This is a genomic window from Paenibacillus sp. FSL E2-8871 (genome assembly GCF_038000345.1).
Lineage (GTDB): Bacteria > Bacillota > Bacilli > Paenibacillales > Paenibacillaceae > Paenibacillus_AQ.
This window is the reverse complement of sequence record NZ_JBBOBV010000001.1, coordinates 1,189,002-1,207,691: the sequence shown is the minus strand read 5'-3', so window position 1 is coordinate 1,207,691 and position 18,690 is coordinate 1,189,002. Positions and strand designations below refer to the sequence as shown.

At 42.1% G+C, this 18,690-nt stretch carries 14 protein-coding genes; 1 reads left to right on the top strand and 13 read right to left on the bottom strand.

Features of this window, described 5'->3' with window-relative positions:
- Window positions 1-94 precede the first annotated feature (94 nt).
- The 9 genes from NYE25_RS05525 to NYE25_RS05485 form a co-directional block, all read right to left on the bottom strand.
- Entirely contained in the window at window positions 95-1,540 is a 1,446-nt protein-coding gene (locus NYE25_RS05525; protein ID WP_076283737.1) for an MFS transporter, read from the bottom strand.
- A gap of 556 nt (window positions 1,541-2,096) precedes the next feature.
- On the bottom strand, window positions 2,097-2,816 hold the full coding sequence (treR, locus tag NYE25_RS05520) for a trehalose operon repressor (RefSeq protein ID WP_234538379.1): 720 nt from the start codon (window positions 2,814-2,816) through the stop codon (window positions 2,097-2,099).
- Window positions 2,817-2,979: 163 nt separating this feature from the next.
- Window positions 2,980-4,950, bottom strand: a complete 1,971-nt coding sequence (treP, locus tag NYE25_RS05515; protein WP_341145345.1) for a PTS system trehalose-specific EIIBC component — start codon at window positions 4,948-4,950, stop codon at window positions 2,980-2,982.
- A gap of 50 nt (window positions 4,951-5,000) precedes the next feature.
- Complete coding sequence (gene treC, locus NYE25_RS05510; RefSeq protein ID WP_341145344.1) at window positions 5,001-6,704, bottom strand: alpha,alpha-phosphotrehalase; 1,704 nt, start codon at window positions 6,702-6,704, stop codon at window positions 5,001-5,003.
- Between the two features lie 310 nt (window positions 6,705-7,014).
- Entirely contained in the window at window positions 7,015-8,196 is a 1,182-nt protein-coding gene (locus tag NYE25_RS05505; RefSeq protein ID WP_341145343.1) for a NupC/NupG family nucleoside CNT transporter, read from the bottom strand.
- 15 nt (window positions 8,197-8,211) lie between these two features.
- A complete protein-coding gene (locus NYE25_RS05500) occupies window positions 8,212-9,558 on the bottom strand; it encodes a purine/pyrimidine permease (protein ID WP_341145342.1) in 1,347 nt (448 codons plus the stop codon).
- A gap of 3 nt (window positions 9,559-9,561) precedes the next feature.
- On the bottom strand, window positions 9,562-10,269 hold the full coding sequence (deoD, locus tag NYE25_RS05495) for a purine-nucleoside phosphorylase (protein WP_042188402.1): 708 nt from the start codon (window positions 10,267-10,269) through the stop codon (window positions 9,562-9,564).
- A 161-nt stretch (window positions 10,270-10,430) separates the two neighbouring features.
- Entirely contained in the window at window positions 10,431-11,864 is a 1,434-nt protein-coding gene (locus NYE25_RS05490; protein ID WP_341145341.1) for a helix-turn-helix domain-containing protein, read from the bottom strand.
- 120 nt (window positions 11,865-11,984) lie between these two features.
- A complete protein-coding gene (locus NYE25_RS05485; protein WP_341145340.1) occupies window positions 11,985-12,536 on the bottom strand; it encodes a biotin transporter BioY in 552 nt (183 codons plus the stop codon).
- Between the two features lie 247 nt (window positions 12,537-12,783).
- On the opposite strand from NYE25_RS05485, the gene NYE25_RS05480 reads away from it, so the two are divergent.
- On the top strand, window positions 12,784-13,761 hold the full coding sequence (locus NYE25_RS05480) for a biotin--[acetyl-CoA-carboxylase] ligase (RefSeq protein ID WP_341145339.1): 978 nt from the start codon (window positions 12,784-12,786) through the stop codon (window positions 13,759-13,761).
- A 138-nt stretch (window positions 13,762-13,899) separates the two neighbouring features.
- Here NYE25_RS05480 and NYE25_RS05475 read toward each other — a convergent pair whose 3' ends face one another.
- The 4 genes from NYE25_RS05475 to NYE25_RS05460 all read right to left on the bottom strand — a co-directional run bounded on the left by NYE25_RS05475 (window position 13,900) and on the right by NYE25_RS05460 (window position 18,206).
- Complete coding sequence (locus NYE25_RS05475; RefSeq protein WP_341145338.1) at window positions 13,900-14,799, bottom strand: NAD-dependent epimerase/dehydratase family protein; 900 nt, start codon at window positions 14,797-14,799, stop codon at window positions 13,900-13,902.
- 172 nt (window positions 14,800-14,971) lie between these two features.
- Window positions 14,972-15,850: a LysR family transcriptional regulator gene (locus NYE25_RS05470; RefSeq protein WP_340969601.1), complete on the bottom strand. Its 879-nt coding sequence runs from the start codon at window positions 15,848-15,850 to the stop codon at window positions 14,972-14,974.
- A 76-nt stretch (window positions 15,851-15,926) separates the two neighbouring features.
- Window positions 15,927-17,279: an MATE family efflux transporter gene (locus tag NYE25_RS05465; RefSeq protein ID WP_341145337.1), complete on the bottom strand. Its 1,353-nt coding sequence runs from the start codon at window positions 17,277-17,279 to the stop codon at window positions 15,927-15,929.
- Between the two features lie 243 nt (window positions 17,280-17,522).
- A complete protein-coding gene (locus NYE25_RS05460) occupies window positions 17,523-18,206 on the bottom strand; it encodes a MarR family winged helix-turn-helix transcriptional regulator (protein ID WP_081382919.1) in 684 nt (227 codons plus the stop codon).
- Window positions 18,207-18,690: the final 484 nt, after the last annotated feature.

Here is an 18,690-nt window from a genome sequence, read left to right as displayed (position 1 = left end):
ATACTCCACACCCCTATATACATAAAATATAAGTTGTTAATTCGATGGAGTCCTGTCAACTCCGTTGATTAGGCACTGGAGCTCGATTCATTGGTTACATAGCTACCTTGTCACTTGCTTCACCCTGCTTAGGTGAACGGATAAATAGAAACGCTAGCACAGCACCTGCAAGAGCGACTATACCGGACCACATAAAAGCTTGTTGAAAGCCTTCGTTTAGCACGGAGACCGGGTCAATACCGGTTTGGGAAGCAGTTGTTGAACCCGCAATCGCAACCATGATGGCCAAACTGATAGCTGACCCAATCTGGTAGCTCGTATTGGCGAGACCCGATGCAAGCCCTGCTTCCTCGGGTTTAGCCCCCGACATGGCGGACATCGTAGCCGGAATATAGGCAAGTGACATGCCAAGTGCACCAAGCAAGGAAGCTGGAAGCACGTTAGCGATAAAGTTTCCATCAACCGGCGTATTGCTAGCGAACAGAAGCATCGAACCCCCGAGTGCAATCAATCCAATGACCAAGTTTGTTTTTATTCCGAATTTTCCGATTAATTTACCGGTAATCAAAATCATGAAGATAGTAATTAGGACCGTCATCGGCAGTAAGCCGACTCCGCCGGCGAAAGCAGAAAACTTTAGCACCTGCTGCATATAGAGATTGAGGAAATACCACAGCGGAATCCAACTCCCTGCCAGCATAATGAGCGCGATATTGCCTGCAGCCAGATTGGGTGTTTTAAAAATCTTCAGTGGAACAAGCGGTTCTTTTTTAGTTGCCTGAACGATCAGGAACAGGATAAATAACACGATTCCTGAAATAAGCGTCCACAACGTGGATGGCGCTCCCCATCCATTGTGTTCTGCAGTAACAATGCCATATACCACCAAAACCAAAGCCGCTGTGACGAAGATGGAGCCAATGACGTCAATGCTGCCTTTTCTTCGCATTCCCTTGGCTAAAAGTCCAGGCGACAGGAGTAATGCAATAATGCCAACGGGTACATTGATGAGGAAGGTCCATTGCCAGCTGAGCCACTCGGTAATGACCCCGCCAAGAAACACGCCGGCTGAACCGCCAGCAGCAGCTGATGCGCCCCAGAAGCCTAATGCTTTCCCTAGTTCTTTGGGGTTGCCACCGAAGAGCATCATAACAATCGTTAACGCGGATGGGGCTATTAACGCGGAACCAAATCCTTGTAGGGCGCGACCAACATTAAGCGCTTCCTCGTTCCAAGCGAGTCCTGCCAGCAAGGAAGCTAACGTTAGAATGGAAAATCCCCACATGAATATGCGGCGCTGACCAAATAGATCGGACAATCGACCACCAAGTAACAATAATCCGCCAAAGAATATGACATACGCATTAAACACCCACTGTAAACTTGCCTGCGTATAGCCGAGCGCTTCTTTGATGGCTGGCAGTGCAACGCCGATAATGGATGTGTCCATGATCACCATGAAATTGGCAAGACATAGTAAGGCCAGCGCCATCCAGCGTTTGGGATCGGCTTGCGGTAAAGTCTGTGCTTGATTATTCATAATTTTCTTCCTCCTCCTTTGGTAACCAATAATTAAAATTTTTAATACCAACGCAGTAATACTATACCCCCCTACCCTATAAAGTCAAGTGTGGATTTTCGTATTCTCCTCAGTTCCAGAAGAATTTCAAAACTGAACTAGGAAAATGATCATTACAAGGCTGTTTATTGGCACCCAGAAGACGATAAGAAAATTGAAATCAACTTTCCTTATCCACGTCATTACGATTTGGGCGTTTTATTGTCTCTATCCTTCTACCTCATTAAGAGGAAGACTGGAATAAATCTCTCTTCCTCTTATTTTTCACAGAAGCGATTAACTATAATTACATATCAAAATATGAGAGATGCTTTATGAGTAATGAGGAATCGCCAGGGGTAGCTTGTTGTTTAGAACGCCATATAAAAAAGCTGCCTCTGAGGGCAGCCTTTTTCTTAATATATCGTTATTTGCGAACGTAGGAATGAACTTCTCAAGCCTTCTTGTATCGGTAATATACTGCCTTTTTGGAAAAAAAGGCGTATCCCAAACTGGGACACCCCTCTTTAAGCTTAGCTTAACGTTTCACCCTTCGAGCAAAATCCACGAACTGAAATTTATCCAGTCGATGCCTGGACTCGGTATATTGGAAAAGCACCGTATTCTCCAAATAAACATAGTTTCGTACTACTACAATATGCGTGTAACTCTTCAAATCGAGCAGTCTATGATCCTCCTCTGTAGAAGGTTCAACGGATATAAGCTTCTTCGCATAACTGATTTTAAGCCCCAACTCCTGCTCCAGATATTCATAGAGTGAGCCTTCCGCGATTTCCTCGCTTAGGAATGGAACAATATCCGCTCGGAAATAATCCTTATCCAAAATGATCCGATCGCCTTCAATCTCTCTGGCACGAATAACTTTCCAAACCAGGGTTTCAGGCGGAATCTGTAGATGTCTGGCGAGCGTGGAGCCTGCCGTCTCATTTATCGTCCGCTCTACCAGTGTCCGTGAGGCAGTACCCAGTGTATCGGCCATCTCTTTAAATGAAATCAGACCGGTTACGGGGAAATCCATTCTCGTCATATCAAGCACAAAGGAGCCTCTGCCCTTAATTTTGTGAATGTATCCTTCACGGAACAGCAGGTTCAGCGCTTTGCGAACGGTCTCTCGTGATGTGCTGTAAGCTTCAGCAAGTTCACTTTCAGAGGGCAGTTTGGTTCCCGGTACTAGTTGTCCAGAAAGAATTTGGTTGCTGTACTCATTATAAATTTGCAAATATTTATTTTCTCTCAATTTTGATCACCGCCCTTTATTGTATCACGTCATGCCTTTGGAAGCATCGATTCAATTGGAGGGAAATTTATAGCGTGAAACTTATGAATTCTTATATTTACAGAAAGACAGCCCCCAGGGGCTGTCTTTCTGTAATATAAAGTCTTTGCCAATATAGCCTGTATTAACCTTTGAGATGAATAGTCAAGATGCTAGATTGTCTAGCTGCAGCTGGTCCAGTCTTCTCCTCAATCTTCTCCACCATATCCTGACCTGCAGGAATGATGATTGGAGTAATCAAAGGGTAACCTGCTGCGCGGATAGCTTCCATATCAAATTCCAGCAGAAGCTCACCTGCCTGCACCTTGTCGCCAATATTCTTATGGGTGGTAAAACCACTGCCTTTAAGCGACACCGTATTAATTCCAACGTGGATGAGTATCTGTACACCACTGGCATGCTCCAATATAAGCGCATGTTTGCTCTTGATCACATGAGCTACTGTAGCATCAAAGGGTGCATATACTTTACCCTCAGAAGGTTCGATTGCAATGCCTTCGCCCATCTGCTTCTCGGCAAAGGCAGGATCAGGCACCTGTTCTAGAGATACTGCAGTTCCACTGAGCGGAGAGATAAGCTCCAGAATATTCACGGAGTCCTGTGACTCTTGAACTATAGGGCGGCTGTTCAAATTGTCTGTCTCGCTCACAGTAGTAGTAGCCTTTGTAGCTGTGTTCTTTTCGGAACGCCCCACCACAGATCGGCCGTAGAGTACAGTAGCGACAAATGGCACTATGAGAACAATAAGCATGCCAATGAAGAACACGCCCCACTGGTTCGGGAATATCGAAAGGAAGCCGGGAATCCCGCCTACGCCAATGGAAGAAGCGCGAACCTGATTAACGGTAAGAAGTATACCGGCAATCCCTGAGCCGATCATCCCGAAGATGAAAGGATAACGATAGCGGATATTCACTCCGAAGATCGCCGGCTCCGTCACGCCGAGGAATGCAGAGATGGAAGATGTAGCCGCCAAGCCTTTTGCCTTTTGTTCTCTGACTACGAACATCATTGCCAGTGCCGCGGCACCTTGTGCAATATTGGATAACGCTAACATCGGCCAGAGGAAAGTGCCGCCCTCGCTGCCGATGAGCTGCACATCAACCGCCAAGAAGGTATGATGCATACCAGTGATGACCAGAAGCGCATAGAATCCTCCGTAAATCAAGCCACCAAGGAGCGCAAAATGATCAAATACAAAGATCAGGCCAGAGGTGATGGCATTGGCAATGCCAAACGTAACCGGTCCGATAATGGTGAAGGCCAGAAAACCTGTAATCAGTAAAGTCACAGGCGCAACAACCAGCAGTTTAATGGAATCATGCACCCGGCGGTTGAGGAACTTCTCCAGCCTTGCCAGAATATAGGCCGAAACCAGCACTGGCAATACTTGTCCCTGATAACCGATCTTCTCCAAATGCCAGCCGAACAAATTCCAGGTTGGAACAGTACCCTCAGTGGAAGCACTTGCATAGTTATAGGCACTTAATAGATCCGGGTGCACGAGAATGAGACCCAAAACGATCCCGAGCAGAGGACTGCCGCCGAAACGTGTAACAGCTGCCCAACCGATAAGTGCTGGTAAAAAGGTAAAAGCTGTGCTGGCAATCGTATTAATAATCGCAGCAATGTCTTTCCATGCGGGATAGACATCCACCAGCGACTGATTATCAAAGAAGATACCAGGCCCGGTCAAAATATTATTGATCCCAAGCAGCAAACCTGCGGTTACGATAGCCGGTAGAATAGGAATAAATATATCAGCTAGCGTCTTGATCGCACGCTGCAGCGGATTCTGTTTTCGGGCAGCAGCGGATTTCACTTCATCTTTGGAAGAACGAGAACCGCCAGTGATCTGAATCATTTCATCGTATACTTTATCTACAGTTCCCGGTCCGATAACGATCTGAAACTGCCCTTGGCTAGAAAATTGTCCCTTTACTAGTTCGTTGCGGTCCAAGGCTTCCGAATCCACCTTGCTCTCATCATACAGCGAGAATCTCAGCCGGGTTACACAATGTGTCGCAACCTCTATATTCTCCTTGCCCCCAACTGCCCGTACAATATCCTCAACATTTTTGCGGTCTATAGCCATATCTTCACTCCTTACATAATTGATTTGTGCTCCTTCTCAAGTACACCTCGTTAGCGGATTAACCACATGTAGGAAGCATAAGGACTAAGCTGAAGCTCTTGTGTTAATGCAGGTGTTTCTGTTGTATTTCCAATCAGAAGCTCGTCTTTACCACTTGATGATAACTCTGCCCAGTGACTATCTTCAAAGCGGAAGGTAATCTCTTTACTGCTGAAGTTCGAGACCACTACAAGCGCCTCTCCATCACCTGTTCTGGCGTAAGCGAACACTTCAGGATGACCATCATCGAGTCTCTTGAATACACCTTCAATGAATATCCCATAATCCTTGCGTAGCGCAATCAGCTTGCGGTAATGATGGAAGATGGAATCGGGATTGGCTAGCTCCTTCTGCACATTGATGTCCGAATACCGCTCATCAACTTTCAGCCATGGAGTACCTGTGGTGAATCCGGCATTTCGGCTGTCATCCCACTGCATCGGCGTACGGGAATTGTCCCGTGAACGTTCCTGAAGAATACTCAGGGCAGTCTCAGGGCTTTTCCCCTGTTCACACAAAATACGGTACATATTCAGTGACTCAATGTCACGGAACTCATCGATGCTCTTCCATACCGGATTTGGCATCCCGATTTCTTCCCCCTGATACACATAAGGTGTTCCCTGAAGGCCATGCAGAGTTGTTGCAAGCAGCTTGGCACTCTCTACACGGTAGACCTTATCATCAGTGAATCTGGAGAGGGCACGCGGTTGATCGTGATTGTTAAAAAATAAGGCGTTCCAGCCCTGACCTTTCTGCATTCCGGTCTGCCACTCTGTGAACAAGCTTTTCATCGCCTCAAAATCATAGGGCATTAGCTCCCACTTCTGTCCATTCGGATAATCGACTTTTAAATGATGAAAATTGAAAGTCATGGAAAATTCCCGCTCTTTAGGACTCGAGTATCGGATGCAATGCTCCAATGTAGTTGAGGACATCTCTCCGACTGTCACCATCTCATACGGACCAAATACCTCTTCGTACATCGCTTTGATGTATTCATGAACCCGTGGACCGTCAGTATAGAACTTGCGTCCATCCCCCGGTGGAACACTCCCGTCATCGTTAGGGAAGCGTTGATCCTTGGAGATTAAATTAATTACATCCATGCGGAAGCCTTCGACACCCTTTTTAGCCCAGAATAGCATCATATCATTCACTGCTCTACGTACCTTCTCGTTCTCCCAATTCAGATCCGCCTGGGTTTTATCGAAGAGAGTAAGATAATATTGTCCCGAAGCTTCATCAAACTGCCAGGCAGGACCTCCGAACTTCGACTGCCAATTGTTGGGTAAGCCACCGTCCGGAGCGGGGTCCTTCCAGATGTAGTAATCACGATAGGGATTGTTCCTGCTTGAAATGGACTGTTTGAACCACTCATGTTCTGTTGAAGTATGGTTAACCACGATATCGATCATTAGCTTCATTTCACGTCTGTGCAGTTCCTGTACTAACTCGTCGAAATCCTCCATCGTACCAAAATCCGGGTTGATATTTTCATAATCCGCAACATCGTAACCGTTATCATGTTGTGGCGAGACATAGACCGGCTGTAACCAGACAATATCAATTCCAAGCTTCTGCAAATAATCTAATTTTTCAATAAGTCCTTTAATATCTCCTGTTCCGTTGCCTGTAGTGTCCTTAAAGCTCTTCGGGTACACCTGATACACCGTGGACCGGCGCCACCACTCCGAATACTGGGACTGACTCAAGTTGAACACCTCCAAAAGAATTACTTTATGTCAAATATTAAACCTGTATATACAAGTTCAAACACTTCACACAGTTTAAACCTGTATATACAGGTTGTCAATGCTTTTGCTATCTGACTCGGAAAAAGAGTAAAAACTGGCGGTTCTTCTTTAATTAACCCATTTGATAATCAATTATTCTTTTTCCTATTTCCTATCTTAATAATTGTTCTATAATCACAACAAAAAAAGCCGCTAAGTAAGCGGCTTTTTATATACAAAGATGTCTTGTGCAGAATTCATAACGATGACGAAAATCCGCTAAGTTTAACTAAAAAATGATACCGATGATCAGAGCGGATAAAACGCTTACAAGTGTGGCGCCAAATAACAGTTTCAATCCAAATCGAGCCACAATATTCCCTTGTTTTTCATTTAAGCCTTTCACTGCACCCACAATGGTACCAATGGACCCAAAGTTAGCAAATGAGATTAGAAAAACCGAGACAATGGCTGTAGTACGCCCACTTAAACCATCTTGGATCTTAACAAAGTCAAGCATAGCAACGAATTCATTCGCAACAAGCTTTGTCGCCATGATACTGCCTGCATCAACAGCTTCATGCCATGGGACACCGATAAGAAAGGCAATGGGTGCAAAGACATACCCTAAAATTCCTTGAAACGAGATACCGAATACTCCGCTGAAGACCCCGTTAATTAATGCAATGATCCCAACGAAACCAACCAACATTACACCAACTACTATGGCTACTTTAAAGCCATCCATAATATATTCGCCTAGCATTTCAAAAAACGTTTGTTTTTCTTCTACCTGAACTTCAACAATATCTTCTTCAGGTGTAACTTCATACGGATTAATGATGGATGAAATGATGAATCCACCAAATAGGTTTAATATCAATGCAGCTACTACATAACGAGGTTCTAGCATCGTCATATATGAACCAACAATTGACATGGATACCGTCGACATTGCAGACGCACATAATGTATACAAGCGATGTTTTGGTAATAATCCAAGCTGGTTTTTCACCGAAATAAACACTTCATTTTGTCCTACAATTGCGGCTGCAACTGCATTATAAGACTCCAATTTGCCCATGCCATTTATTTTACTTAGTACCAAACCAATATACTTGATAATGAACGGGAGAATTTTGTAATGCTGCAATATCCCAATTAATGCCGACATAAAAACAATTGGCATCAAAACATAAAGGAAAAATGTATGGGCCCCTTCATTTGCAATCCCACCAAAAACAAAGTCAATCCCTTCATTGGCGTATCCAAGCAATTTTGCAAAACTATCGGCAAACCCTTTAATTAAGAATTCACCTATACTTGTTTTTAGTATAATTAATCCCAAACCGATCTGAATAGCAATCATTACAATGATTGGTCGATATTTAATCTTTTTCTTATTGTTACTTCCTAGCCATGCCAGTAATAGAACAATGACCAAACCAGCAATAGAAATTAGATAATGCATTTTTAGCCCTCCAAATTATCGGTTAATTTTCTTGGAATCCTCATATCGAAATGCATCTTTCCACATTAACCCTTGTTCCAAAATAATCGCCAACAGACTTCCGCATATTAATCCATTATTTAAAATGGCTATCACGATCGGAGATAAATGGGCCGTAGCTGATGAAGGGATAAACATTAATCCCACACCCACTAAAAGGGAAATTCCACTAACGATAAATGTTCGTTCTTCATGAATGACCTTCTTCAATTCCTTTAGCGCTAGTCCGACCATCTTCACAAAAATGACGAAGGTAACGGAATAGCCTATGGGAGCTGGAATCGCTGATATAACATTCATCATTGGCGGAAATAAGGATATTGAGATCACAAAGCAACATCCAATTAAAAATGATCTTCGCTCCTTCATCCCTGTTTGTTCAACATATCCTGCCGCTCCCGAGATAGGGACAGAACCGACCGCTCCTAAACCGCCACTAATAAGATGCGTAATTCCAGAAGTAAACCCGGCGCGCAAATAACGATGATGATCCACTTGCTTTTGTTTCATAACGGTCTCCATCAAACGGATCGACGCAACTGCATTGGTTATTAATAACAGCGTTAATAAAAATGCAGTAGTGATTGTCCCAGCATCGAATTGAGGTCTGCCAAATGGGAATATTTTCGGTAGCTTAAATATAGTATCCGCATGAGAAAACACTGGTATATTAGCGCAGATAATAAATAATAGGCAGCCTATCAATATACTGAAAATTATTGAAAACTGGCTGAGTACTACAAAGCGACTTTTTCCTAACCAAAAGGTAATGCAAACCACAATCATACTAAGGATGAATACTTTAACATCTAACGTGGTGTGGGCTATGGTAATCCCCATCATCCCTTTCATAAAAGATCCACTTAATTGAAAGATCAATAAAAGTAAATAAATAAAAGTGATGGTGGGAGTAAATAGACGAGCGATTTTATCCATTAGCTTAAATGCTGAAATTAGGATAAATAACACACCGCTAATGATCATTGCCCCACTTAAAGCTTGTAAAGCACCATTGTTAGAAGAATAAAGTCCCCCCACTAAACTTGCGTAAATCGTAAAAATACTCCACCATAATCCTGCCGGACCTTCATGGATAGGGAATTTATGACCCATCAGGCCTTGTAAAAATCCAGCTATCCCTAAAGTAATCATTGTGCTCTGGATAAGCCCGGAAGTTTCTATGGGTGTTAAGTTATATAAATCTGCGATAGCAATGGGTGCAGCAATTGCACCAGCGATCATAAAAATCATCCACTGCAATCCTGACAGTATTACCTTCATTTCTTTCTCACTCTCTTTTCTAACAACACTGCTCTTATCCATAAATCAGCCATCAATGACTGTGTTAAGGGCTATTTCGACCATTTCATAAAAGGATTGTTCACTTTCTTTATGAGTCAGGTGTTCCTGTCTTAGCAATTGACTGCCGACTGTTAAAATCGATAACGCTTTTACACCATATTTAGCGGCTAAAGTGTATAGGGCTGTACTTTCCATTTCTACTGCTAATACACCAAAATCCATAAACTTGTGAAGTCGATCTAAATTTTCACGATAGAATTCATCAGAATTATAAATGTTACCAACAAAAACATTTGCATTTTTAGCTTGTGCTTGTTGATACGCTTTCATTAACAATGAGAAATCTGCTGTAGGTGCAAAATTACAACCATGAAAGATCTTCTCCGTCATATTACTGTCTGAAGACACCGCTTGGGCTATTATAATATCGCGGATATTAATTTCACTTTGCATCGCACCACATGTACCAATGCGAATCAATTTCTTAACTTCATAATCGACGATCAATTCTGTAGCATAGATACTCATCGATGGATTTCCCATCCCTGTCCCCTGAACCGACACCGGTACACCCTTGTATAATCCAGTGTATCCATACATCCCTCTTACTTCGTTATAACAATTAGCCCCCTCTAAAAAGTGTTCTGCTACAAATTTTGCACGTAAAGGATCTCCTGGGAGCAAAACGCGCTCTGCTATTTCTCCCTTATTTGCACCTAAATGCCTACTCATAGTTCTTCCTCCAACTTTTAATAGTAAACTGAGGTTTACCGAAATCGCTTTCCACTTGCCCTCAAGTAAAATCAGTTTCGAAACTAGATTGAGCATAAGGTTTTTTAACATTACAAACTAGACCAAAAACTTACGTAGGTAACGGAAAATAATTGGTCAAATTATAAAAGCAATTCTTTACGGATATTGTCCAAATCTCTTTTAGAAGGGATCGTAGAAATAATAACAACAGGCACGGTCTTTAGTGCAACCGGGATATTACTAATGACAAGATCAATATTATTTTGCTGCATGATCTCGTCGGTTAGCCCTTTCATAATGGAGGTATTAAGGATCAACTGATCCCCTATTTCCTTCTTTATCAAATCTGCTATGTAATGACGAATTGAAAATTCCTCTCCGATCACTAAGAAAGCCCTCTTACTCTTATAACGTAAACTCGAACGGACAATTAAGGTTAGTTTTGTTAAATGAAAATTATTGAAGAGAACGGAAGGGTAAGTTTTATTCCACGTTTGCATACAGGTTTGCATTTCTTGATAAATCTGCTGGCACTCCTGCTCTACATATGTTGTTAAATGACTTTTCGAAATCATCATCCATTCCGGAATGGCATTTTCGATTAATAACTTGTCAAAGAACCCGTAAATCTCCAAGATAAATCGTTCATGCATATCCAAGTTCGGGTATACCTTTGCCAACAACATTAGAAGCAGATTCCCCATTTGATATTCTTCTTTATCCTTGTGTAATTCGACTTCTTTAATCGGAGTGATCTCTGACCCTTCATAATAATGATATTGGCTGAGACTAACCATGGATTGCATAAAGAATATTTCACTCTTTGGAAATTCGATAGACAGCTTTTCTTCAAGACGCTCTGCTATGGCTCTCACTGGTATATAAAACATCCCCTTTTCCCAGGGGTATGCATTTTCGTCGATGGTTACACAATTTCCTTTAGCAGCTCTTTCTATTACAATTGCCAACAAAAAGGACAATTTCCTTTTGGAATTGATAAAATATACAATGTTATTCTCATTCTCTATATTTGTGATCAACTGATTTATATAAGCAAAATCAACATTCGCAAAGGGCCATCCTGTAAACTCATACGCATCACAATATAAATTCCAATAAAAATACCGAATATTCATTTCATTCCCTTTGATCACAGGTGTAGAGTAACTAATGCGTAACTTATACGCTTTTAGATCATTGTTATTTAATTCCACAATCAGCTTCTTCAAAGACGAGGTACTCATAAACATGGCTTCAGAAAGCTCCTCCACAGACATTCGACCAGCATTCGTAAACAATAAATGCATCAGCCGATAAAAAATGGTTTGTCTAAACATAGAAGAAATCACTTCACTTATCGTACTTTGCCCATCACGTAGAAGAACGATTCCCTTACCTCTAGAAACTTCAATGGTTACAGTAGAGGGTAGTTGCTTACTGATTTCCTCCACCATCTTCCGTATTGTCTTATCTGAGATCCCTAAACTTTTTTCCACTTCGGCTAAGGTAAACCATCTTTGTTCTGTATCAAGCAGCGTTAATAGTTGGCTAGCTAAATTAAATCCCTTATCCATTGTTATCCACCCTATTTCAATTTCATTTTAATTTTTATAGTATAAACAAATTCACATCTATAACCATATTATTTTTCAATAAAAAAACTCGGGTTTCATTTACCCGAGTTTCACATCACTTTATATTTGTGCTTTTTCTTCAATAGGGCTAATTGCTTTCAGCTGCATCGTTATGACGGCTGCAATAACGGCTTTGATGATGTCTCCCGGAAGAAAGGCTAACGCTCCGACAAGTCCAGCCCAGATCGACGTATTGGTTATTAATGCCATGACTGGTGCACCAATCAGACTCACTAGTAATACACCAAAGATTATGTTGATCGCTATCAGCTTCCAAGTTCGGACCTTCGGCCAGATTTTTTCAGAATACCAGCCGATAAGGCCGGCCGCGATAGGGAAGCTAAATATGTATCCTGTAGAAGGACCAATGAGCACTGCGATTCCGCCACGGCCGCCAGTCAGTACAGGCAGTCCAATGGCTACCAGAATGATGAAAATGACTAGACTGAGGGCGCCCATCCGTTTCCCCAGAAAACATCCAGCTAACATGACGCCAAGCGTCTGGGCAGTGATCGGAACGGGGATGAAGCCGAGGGGGATGGGTGGAATCATGCCCAGCACCGCGATAAGTGCTGCGAATAATGCAGCATAAATAAGTTCTTTTGTCTTCAAAAATTTGACCTCCATTGGATATAAATAATTGTATTCTGGTTAGTAAATACGTCCAGTAAGCTGAATTATAATGGAGATATTATTGATTGTAAACCATAATATTTTTAAAGGTTTACAATAGAGTGAAATACCAAGCTTGAGTTTTTCCAATTGTTCTATAGAATTAGAGTATTCAGTCGCAATCGTTGGATGTTAATATATTCGATGGGTTTTGGTCGGAGAGTTATACTTTTGGAGGTTTAAGTTCATGACAGTAAAAGAACATATTCTTGCCTTGCTCGACAGTAATAAGGGTGAATACTTTTCCGGCGAGGAAATAGCCGTTCAGTTATCCGTGACGCGCAGCGCTGTCTGGAAAGCCATAAAATCGTTACAGACTGACGGATATTCCATACAAGCTGTAACCAATAAAGGATATTCCATGTCACCTCAAACAGATATCCTATCTGCAAGTGCAATTTCAAAATATCTGGATACCCAGGGGCAAAAGTTACGTTTAGAAGTCTTTAAAACACTATCTTCAACGAATGAAGCAGTAAAAAGTCTTGCCTCAAATGGAGAAGCTGAGGGTAAGGTGATCCTTTCCGAAGAACAGACCGCTGGACGCGGGAGAATGGGCCGAAAATTCTTTTCTCCACCGGGAACGGGTATCTATATGAGTATCCTGCTGCGTCCCAAGCTGTCAGCAACAGATTCCGCTCTGCTGACCACTTGCGCCGCTGTTGCAGTCGCCCTTTCCATCGAGAGCGTATCCGGTAAAGAAACGCAGATTAAATGGGTGAATGATGTCTTCATGGAAGGTAAAAAGGTGTGTGGGATTCTTACTGAAGCATCCGTGTCACTGGAAAACGGCTGGCTTGATTATGCCGTTCTTGGTATTGGTATCAATGTAGCGCTACCGTTCGACGGCTTTCCTAACGACCTTACCGAGATTGCAACAACTGTAATTTCTGAAAACAATTCTTATGGTGATCTCCGCAACCGACTGGTAGCAGAAGTACTGAACAATTTCATGAGATATTATGAGCAATTAACGGACAGATTGTTTCTTACCGAATATAGAAAACGGTTAATTTCACTTGGAAAACCCGTAACAGTGATAAAGAATAATGAACAGCTTAAGGCAACAGCCATTGATATCGATAACGATTGCCATCTGAAAGTCAGATATGAAAATGGTGACGAGGAATATCTTTCAAATGGAGAAGTCAGTGTTAAAATTTAGCTATTGTTCTTTTTAAGATAGGCTAGCTTATGACGTTTTTCGCAAAAGAAGCCACCTTGTAGGCGGCTTCTTTTGCGTATATGTTATTCGTGGTAATCGTCAAATTTAAACATGGAGGAATCATTTTTCAGTGGTTTATTATTGCAAATTATTTTTTATCCAGCTAAGCAGCGACTCTTCCTTCGGAGCCCAAGCAAGTAGATTTCTTGCATGGGTGGCATGCACACGGCTGTTCGAGGCGATAGCAAAACGCGCCCAGTCTCCAAGTTCTGCTATCGCTTCGTCTGCGGGCCAGCTTATGGTCTTGCCCCCAAAGCCTAACGCCTCGCTGACAGATTTGGCGATGTCCCCATAAGATTCCTCCCCATTTTCGGCAAAGAAATACGATGCAGACGGTGCTTTTTCAAGTGCCAATACATACAGTTGTACCAAATCTTTGATGTGGACGTTAGACCAGCGATTTACGCCTTTACCTACGTGAACGCCTGCCTGCAGCTCTCTCGACTTGCGAATAATCTGCGGCAATTGATCGCTTTCCACAGGCAACGCTAGTGCATCACCATAAATCATAGATGGGACTATCACGATGCTTCTCACCCAATCCTCAATTCCAGCCTTGCGTACGAGGTTGTTTATCGCTACGCGGTTTTCCCTAATATCCATAGGTACAAATGGTGTTTCCTCGTCAAAAATTTGTTCGCTCGCCGTTTCGCCACGGGCATCATCTCCAACCACACTTGAACCCGATGTATGCAAAAATGGCTTTCCACTTCCACGTAGAGCAGCTATAAAAGTTTCAACTGCCAGCAAATGATCAGAATCGGCTGTGTGAATTACTGCGTCGCTGAGCTTAGCATATTTCGTTAGCGTATCCGTATCTTCCAACGTGCCGAGTATAGGCTCTATACCAATATCCCTTAATGCTTCCACCTTATCGGGATTGCGAACCAGACCGAAGACAGTATGCCCGGCATCAAGTAAACCTTTAGCCACCGACCCGCCGATATAGCCTGAAGCTCCTGTGATAAACACTTTCATAATAATATTTCCTCCTCATCTATGCTGTTGATGCTTGTCCATTCGACAAAGTGTAGTGCCAGTCTCAATTATTTATTAATTTTGCTGCTTCTTTATTGTAAGCTCCAAAACATAAATAAAACAAATTATGAAATAGCCACTTATTAATAAATAATTTTATAAATAATACTAGCTAATCCATCTTCTTTTCTCTTAGGATAGATATGATCTCATGAATCAGAGGCAAATGCTTATTCTTTAACTGATAAGCGATATATAACTCGTTTTTTACTTTTAAATGCTTAAAAACAACTTTTGATTTGCCTTCTTTTAACGAGTTTCGCAAGAGGTATGTAGGTATGACACTCAAGCCCACCCCGAGCTCAACTGCCTTCAGGATCATGTGTAAATTAGGAATGATATGAATAGGTCTAATTTCAGGACGTTTCTTAAAATGTTCTCTCCAAATTCTTCTTATTATCGGCAATTCCAAGCCATAGCTGATCCATTTCTGTTCAGAGAGCCATTGCTCTTCAAGCTTCAGATTATCAAATTCAAGGATTTCATAATTGCTTGGAGCTACTATAACAAACTCTTCATCCATTAATTTCAAATACTCGATACCGGGAGTTTGGAACCTTTTTGACATAATGAGAATGTCTAGCTTGTCTTCCTTCAGGAGCTCTAGCAATTGCTCGGAGGTTCCAAAATGCGAAATGGTGCAAGTATTAAAATCAGTAAGTTGTGGCAGTATTTTTTCACTAAAAAACTCATGCGCCGCTCCCAGCTTGATTACACTCAGCGTAGGCAAAGAAGCGGATTTAAAGCTCATTGTCGTATTCTCTAATGACTCTATAAGTGGAGCGAGCTGGGAATATAACTCCTTTCCCCGCTCTGTTGGAGTGATTTTTCTAGTCGACCGAATAAATAAAGTTTCTCCCACCTCCGCCTCCAAGGCGGCTAAGTGCTGACTCATGGCTGGCTGCGTCATCATGCGGGTTTTTGCGGCTTCAGAAATCGATTGATACTTATATATTGTGCAAAAGCTTCTATACCATTCAAAATCAACCATACTCTAGGCTCCACCTTTATACTGTAAAATTTATATTAGAAGATGAACTTAATATATCAACTTAAGACGCTGTATTCTACTGCGGTAAAGCATCTAAATCCGGCTGCATCTTGTTCCGCAGAACATACAGCATGATGGCACCAACAAGGAACGCAACGGCATCCGAAATGACGAGCGACCAGACCACACCATGAAAACCATTCATTCGATTGGCTATATACAACACAGGAATCAGAGTAACTCCTTGAATAATTGACATTATAAATGCAGCAGTTCCTTGCGCTGTAGCTTGGAAGATCCCGGTAAACAACGAAGTCATTCCTGTAATGAACAAGGATAAGAATGTCACATGCAGAATGTAGCTGCCCATTTCAATTAATTGCGGGTCATTCGTAAATAAGCCAATTAAGTGGTCGGAAATCAGATAGACGATAACGCCGAACACGACAGCTAAAGCTATTATCGCTTTGATCGTGAATCCGATGGTATGCTTCATGCGTAATTTATTTGCTGTAAAAGAGAAGGCAATGAGCGGCACGACACCTTCGCATAATCCCATCAGAATACACTCAGGTAATTGTAATAAACGTGATGAAATTCCGAACCCCGCTATGGCTTGATCTACATATTCGACAAGAAAATGGTTCAATACGAGTGACATTGCACCCAAGAAGATACTCATAATAAAGACGGGAATTCCGATTTTGAATACATTGCTCAGTATTTCCTTGGTAGCTTTGAACCATTTTAAAGAGACAGTTAAGAATTGGCTTTTATAACCCAAATGGTAGGCGTAGAATGCGCTCGCAACCAAGTTAGAGATGACCGTAGCAGTAGCAACGCCAATCACGTCCCAATGGAAGACGAAGATAACTAGCGCATCGAGAATAATATTCACGACAACACTTAGAATCATCCCGATCATCGATGTGATTGCTGAACCTTCCGAGCGCACGATATTCTCCAATGTGAAGCATAATACAACGAATGGTGAGCCGATAAGCATAATCGTTACATAGTCCTTTGTAAATCCGAAGGAGTCGGGCGTCGCTCCCAGGCCATGAACAATTGGATCAATCAACGGGAGGCCAACAGCCATCACGATAAGACCGATAACTAAACTGCTATAAAAAGCGAATGAAGATACATGCTTTACATCATCATATTTTTTCTCCCCTAGCAAGCGGGAGATGAATGTACCACTGCCCATGCCAATCAAATTTCCTAGAGCCATAATGATCGCGAATAACGGCAAGGTTAGTGCAAGTGCGGTTAACATAGCCGTATTGCCCAGTGTGCCAAGGAAATAGGCATTCAAGATGGAATATATGACACTCATTGACATGCCTAACATCATCGGTATACCGAAGTGAGCTACGGCTTTTGAGATGGGTGCTTTTTCAAAGTAATGAAGGTTTTCTGCATCCATGTGGGTCACCACTTTCTTCATCTATTTGGTATTCAAATTACTTAGAATTCTAACTATTTATTGAATATGAACCATGACGCAGCAACAAACAACCCCGTACCGTAACATCGACTTTACGGGGTTGGTGTGCGAAATTTAACTGTTCTTCAGTTTCCAAGAAAGTACGTCATTGCGCCGCCTTTGCCGTTCATCTTTCTTTTGTAAAAGGCTCGCCACTGCTACTGTTTGACGAAAAGACTCTGCTTACTTATCGTCCGGATCATGTGACTGGTCTGGTGACGAATTCCTTCCATCTCTGGAAGGCCAGCCGAATCCGCGCATGTCACGATGCCCTTCCCCGCCAAAGCCAGGGAACCTTCCGCTAAAGCGTTCGTCCCTAGAATTCCCCCACATTTTTTGCATTTGTCCACGCATGGCCATTAGTTTTTCGAATTCCTCTGTTCCCATACGCTCCTTTGCAGCCTCCATCCACATAGCCATTACATCACGTTCTCCGTCCGTTCCAAGCTCTTCTTCTAAAGCCATAATTACGCGGGTTAAGTAATCCCCGAAAGCAACCTGCTCTTCTGAAGATAGGCTAGAAAATATGTTGACGCTGTCTATCTCTTGCCCCTCTTCCTCTTGTCCTTTTTGGGTTAAGTAAATCAACATGATGCGTTTGTCTGTTTCTGATGGCTTACGGGTGATATATTCGGCTTTTTCCAATTTTGCAAGCAATTCATTGAGGGATGATACACGGATGTCCAGCATATAGGATAAATCTTTGGTGCTGATACCATCTTTCATCCGGAGAAATGCCAGTATCCTGCCTTGCCCGCGGGATGTGTCGGCCATAGGGCCAACAGCAGCGTGTGTTTTTAAGTGTTGGCGTTGCAGCAGCCATTGCAGTTTCGCGAGTTTTTCGTATAATTCAGTATTCATGTCCATATTGGATCCTCCATAAAGTTTGTATGATACCTGTTAATCTTTGTGACGGTACCTGTTGATTTTTATTATAACGGTACCTGTTAGATATGTCAAAATGTTTTTTACAGGTACCGTTAGTATGTTATTGATTGTTACCAGAACCTTTAATGACTCGTAGTATGTAGCGGGCAAAATTACTTACATCCTTATTACATTTTTTATCATATACTTACTGTAAGTTCGCTTGCACGATCGTCCAGCCCTCATAAAAGATCAAGTATTTCAGCAGAAAACGGAGTTTACAGCAGGTAATTATGGCGACTATTTAAAATATATACTAGTAGTGGGCAGGATTCTAAAATAAGTAAATACAATTCACGAAACGCAAAACGAGCCTAAAAGGGATTTTAGAGGCTCGTTTTTGCCTTATTTTACAAGGAGGGTTATTAATAAATGAAACACCCCATTCTAAGTAAAAAATCGCTCATACTAATATTTTTTTTGA

Bases quoted from the DNA above. Each gene is read 5' to 3' on its own strand.
- NYE25_RS05525 (WP_076283737.1), bottom strand. From the start codon at position 1,540: ATGAATAATCAAGCACAGACTTTACCGCAAGCCGATCCCAAACGCTGG.
- treP (WP_341145345.1), bottom strand. From the start codon at position 4,950: ATGGCTATAGACCGCAAAAATGTTGAGGATATTGTACGGGCAGTTGGG.
- NYE25_RS05505 (WP_341145343.1), bottom strand. From the start codon at position 8,196: ATGCATTATCTAATTTCTATTGCTGGTTTGGTCATTGTTCTATTACTG.
- NYE25_RS05500 (WP_341145342.1), bottom strand. From the start codon at position 9,558: ATGGATAAGAGCAGTGTTGTTAGAAAAGAGAGTGAGAAAGAAATGAAG.
- deoD (WP_042188402.1), bottom strand. From the start codon at position 10,269: ATGAGTAGGCATTTAGGTGCAAATAAGGGAGAAATAGCAGAGCGCGTT.
- NYE25_RS05490 (WP_341145341.1), bottom strand. From the start codon at position 11,864: ATGGATAAGGGATTTAATTTAGCTAGCCAACTATTAACGCTGCTTGAT.
- NYE25_RS05480 (WP_341145339.1), top strand. From the start codon at position 12,784: ATGACAGTAAAAGAACATATTCTTGCCTTGCTCGACAGTAATAAGGGT.
- NYE25_RS05475 (WP_341145338.1), bottom strand. From the start codon at position 14,799: ATGAAAGTGTTTATCACAGGAGCTTCAGGCTATATCGGCGGGTCGGTG.
- NYE25_RS05470 (WP_340969601.1), bottom strand. From the start codon at position 15,850: ATGGTTGATTTTGAATGGTATAGAAGCTTTTGCACAATATATAAGTAT.
- NYE25_RS05465 (WP_341145337.1), bottom strand. From the start codon at position 17,279: ATGGATGCAGAAAACCTTCATTACTTTGAAAAAGCACCCATCTCAAAA.
- NYE25_RS05460 (WP_081382919.1), bottom strand. From the start codon at position 18,206: ATGGACATGAATACTGAATTATACGAAAAACTCGCGAAACTGCAATGG.